The following is a 4,013-nucleotide window of genomic DNA, read 5'->3' on the forward strand; positions in this document are numbered from 1 at the left end:
GTCATGTGGTCGGCAAACCCAGTCGCGAATGCCGAAAGCGGACCCGAAACCCTAACTCGTGACAGATCAATCAACATCAAAGCCTCCCTTCAATTGGCAAGAGGGAGACTGTACGCTGTGAGGCCAATCGGATTATGCCGACTCCAACGCAGCGATCGCCACCGCCAGAGCCCGTTCTGAGCCAATGGTCGGCATAATCCAGAGGTCGGCATAGAAGGAATTGCAGTGGCATTTTGGTCCGGGATTGCCGAGCAAGGAGCGGGATAAGCAGAACCGGTAAAGGAGTTGCACAAGAATATGCAGCGGTGGCGTCCGGGAAGCCCGGTTCGGGCCGCCGCGCCAAAACCCGGCGTCCGGCGGCCTTTGCTCCTGAGTTTTCTGTTGGCGAAGTGCATGGCGGCGAATAGATTACACCCCATGCGGGCGTGGCGCGATTGGTGCTCGCCAGGGACCTAAGCCGCTTGAGGACCTTGGGAAACCCAAGGTGTTTGGCTGGTGGCCACACCAATGCTTTGTCTTTATGAATCACTGGTGTCCCAACGTTGTTGGGAGAAGCGAGTATAACCGGTTGATAGTTTTCAGTAAAATGGCGTTTTCTGCCGTTATCGACTTGAATTTTTTCGGGCGTTTTCCGACCTCTGCGGTTTGTTTTGATCGCGGGGACGCAGATGTACGCCGGCCAATATGTTTTCACGCAAGTCATGGATCATTTGCCGTGGCATGTGTTTCGGCGTTGTGTCGCGCGCTACGGTGGTGATCATAAAATCAAGCACTTCTCCTGTCTCGACCAGTTTCGCTGTTTTGCGTTCGCACAATTGACATGGCGCGAAAGTTTGAGAGACATCGAAGCCTGTCTCAAAGCGCAATCCTCCAAACTTTATCATCTGGGCTTTCGCAGCCAGCGAATCGCCCGCAACACGATGGCCAACGCGAATGCTGTGCGCGACTGGCGGATTTACGCGGACTTCGCGCAGCACCTGATCGGCATCGCACGAGAACTCTACATCAATGAAGCGTTGCCGGGACTTGACGGATTGGACACAGTCTACGCTCTCGACTCATCGACGATTGATCTGTGTCTGTCGGTCTTTCCATGGGCGCCATTCCGGTCAACCAAAGCCGCCATCAAGTTGCACACGCTACTCGATCTGCGCGGCAACATTCCGTCGTTTATCTTCATCAGCGACGGCAAAATGCATGACGTCAGGATCCTCGATCATCTGGTGCCCGAACCGGGCGCTTTCTATGTCATGGATCGAGGCTATGTCGATTTCGAACGCTTGGGGCGGCTCGATGACGCCGGAAGTTTCTTCGTTACGCGTGCGAAGTCGAATATGAAGGCCCGCCGCCGCTATTCTCGTCCCGTCGACCGTTCTACCGGTTTGATCTGCGACCAAACCATCGTGTTGACCGGCTTTTACACCCGCCAAGGGTTTGATCGTCCCTTGCGCCGCATTAAATTCAACGATCCCGAAACGGGCAAATCCTTGGTGTTCCTCACCAACAATTTCGTCCTACCAGCTTTGACGATTGCAAAGCTCTACAAATTTCGTTGGCAAGTCGAATTGTTCTTCAAATGGATCAAGCAGCATCTACGGATCAAAGCTTTTTTCGGCACCTCAGAGAACGCGGTCAAGGCGCAAATATGGTCGGCCGTGTGCGTCTATGTGCTGGTCGCCATCGTCAAAAACCGCCTCGGCGTCAAAGCGAGCCTCTACGAAATGTTACAGATTTTGAGCCTCACCCTTTTCGAGAAAACACATATTTTACAGCTCTTTTCTGACATCCCGGCACAGACATCTCTTTCAGACACTGATAACCAATTGAATCTATTCAATTAACGTTGGGACACTAGTGATCAGAACATCAAAATCACTGGACCAGGCGGACTGCGCTACCCTTGACGGAGCTCCAACATGGAAGGGCAACCCGAACATCCCGCCGACGAAATCAAGCGCCTTCACGAAGAGTTAGAGAAGGGAATTGCCGAACACAAGCGGACGCAAGATGAGTTGAAGCACAGCGAGGTGCGCAACGCAGCGATCCTGGACTCGGCACTTGATTGCATAGTGACAATCAATCACGAGGGCTGCATCACGGAGTTCAACCTGGCAGCGGAGCATACTTTCGGCTACCGCCGGGACGAGGTTGTGGGCTTGCACTTGGCCGACATCATCATTCCACCCTCACTTCGGGAAGCGCACCGGTCAGGACTGGCCCGCTACCTTGCGACCGGAGCATCGCGAGTGATCGGGCGACACATCGAGATGACGGCGGTACGTGCCGACGGCAGGGAAATCCCCGTCGAGCTCGCAATTATGCGAATCCCCTTGGACGGGCCACCGTCGTTCACCGGCTTCCTGCGCGACATCACGGAGCGCAAACGGACGGAACTTCAACTGCGGGAGAGCGAATTCAGACTGCGCCAATTGACTGAAACTATTCCGGAGATGCTTTGGAGCGCGACTCCAGAGGGAGTGATCGATTACTGCAATGCTCGTGTGCTCGATTACGCTGGTTTCTCAGCGAACGAAATCAAGGGTAGCGGATGGACGAAACTTCTTCACCCGGATGATGTTGATGAGACGGTTCGAGTGTGGATGTCCTGTGTTGCAACCGGATTGCCGTATAAAGTCGAGGTTCGCATCTTCCACGCTGCCGACCGCACCTACCGATGGTGCGTGGCGAGCGCGCTCCCGTTGCTCGACGACGGAGGACCCGTTCTAAAGTGGCACGGTACGGTTGTGGACATGCACGATTGGAAGCAAGCGCAGGAGAAGCTGCGCGACATGCAGGCGGAGCTCGCTCAAATGACGCGCGTGATGACGATGGGGCAACTAACTGCCTCGATCGCCCACGAAGTCAACCAACCGCTTACCGCGATCGCCGCGAACGGCGAGTCGAGCCTGCATTGGCTGACGCAGGACACGCCGGATATCGAAAAGATCCGGATGCTCACCAAACGCGTGGTCGGCGACGCACGGCGGGCGTCCGAGATCATAGGGCGCATTCGAGACATGGCGAGCCAGCGGGCACCCGAACAGAAGCCGCTGTCGATTGATGATGTCGTCAATGAATCACTGAGCTTCCTCCGCCATGAGCTGCAGGAGAAAGGGATCATCGTGTCCCTCGATCTCACACGGGAGCTACCGCAAATTGTCGGGGACCGCACTCAGCTCCAGCAAGTCATCGTCAACCTGACCATCAATGCGGCCCAGGCGATGACGCAGCTTGCGCCAGCGGACCGCCGCATTTCTGTCGGAACCACGCTCTCAGATCCTGAGACCGTGTGCTGCAGCATCGAGGACAGCGGCCCGGGCATCGATCCGGAGCATCTCCCTCGTCTTTTCGATAGCTTCTTCACGACCAAGGACACCGGCATGGGCATGGGTTTGGCCATCTGCCAGTCCATTCTCGAAGCCCATGGCGGCCGCATTCGCGCGGACAACAATTCCGCCCTGGGCGGCGCCCGTTTCAGTTTTGATTTGCTCACACGTCGCGTACAATAGGCCCAGCATTGCTTGTCACCGTCGGCAACCCGAGTGAAGCGGCTGGTTTGACGACTGTCCTAAGTCGGCAGGTCAGGCGGGGACGGATCGGGCCGCCGTCGTCTCTTCGTCGAACGCGATCGAGATGTCGCGAATGCTGATGACGCCGATCAGGCTGTAATCGTCGATCACAGGCAGATGGCGGATGTGATGCTGGTTCATCAGATGACGCGCATGTATGAGCGTGTCGGTCGAACTGCAGGACACCAGCTGCTGAACCGAGATCAGCTGTGCAACCCTGAGGTTGACACCGGCCGCGCCATGTTCGGCGACGGCGCGGACAACGTCGCGTTCGGTAAACATCCCGACCGCGGTATTGCCTTCGGTGTGCACGACGTCCTTGACCACCAGCGCGCTGATGTTGTTGGCACGCATCAATTGGGCGGCAATGGCGACGGTTTCATTCATGCGAACTGTCGTAACGCGCGCGGTCTTCTTGCGCAGGATGTCTCCGACTTGCATCGC

3 protein-coding genes are annotated in these 4,013 nt (G+C 56.4%); 2 read left to right on the forward strand and 1 reads right to left on the reverse strand.

Annotated features, from left to right (window positions below):
• Positions 1-668: 668 nt before the first annotated feature.
• Positions 669-1,841 carry an IS4 family transposase gene (locus ABSG20_RS31395; RefSeq protein ID WP_423868334.1) on the forward strand — a complete coding sequence of 391 codons (1,173 nt, stop codon included), beginning with the start codon at positions 669-671 and terminating at the stop codon, positions 1,839-1,841.
• Positions 1,842-1,916: 75 nt separating this feature from the next.
• Complete coding sequence (locus ABSG20_RS31400) at positions 1,917-3,509, forward strand: PAS domain-containing sensor histidine kinase (RefSeq protein WP_423868335.1); 1,593 nt, start codon at positions 1,917-1,919, stop codon at positions 3,507-3,509.
• A 72-nt stretch (positions 3,510-3,581) separates the two neighbouring features.
• On the opposite strand, the gene ABSG20_RS31405 is transcribed toward ABSG20_RS31400, so the two are convergent.
• Entirely contained in the window at positions 3,582-4,010 is a 429-nt protein-coding gene (locus ABSG20_RS31405) for a CBS domain-containing protein (RefSeq protein ID WP_423868336.1), read from the reverse strand.
• Between the last annotated feature and the right edge of the window lie 3 nt (positions 4,011-4,013).

The organism is Bradyrhizobium sp. (assembly GCF_049512235.1).
Classification (GTDB): Bacteria; Pseudomonadota; Alphaproteobacteria; order Rhizobiales; family Xanthobacteraceae; genus Bradyrhizobium.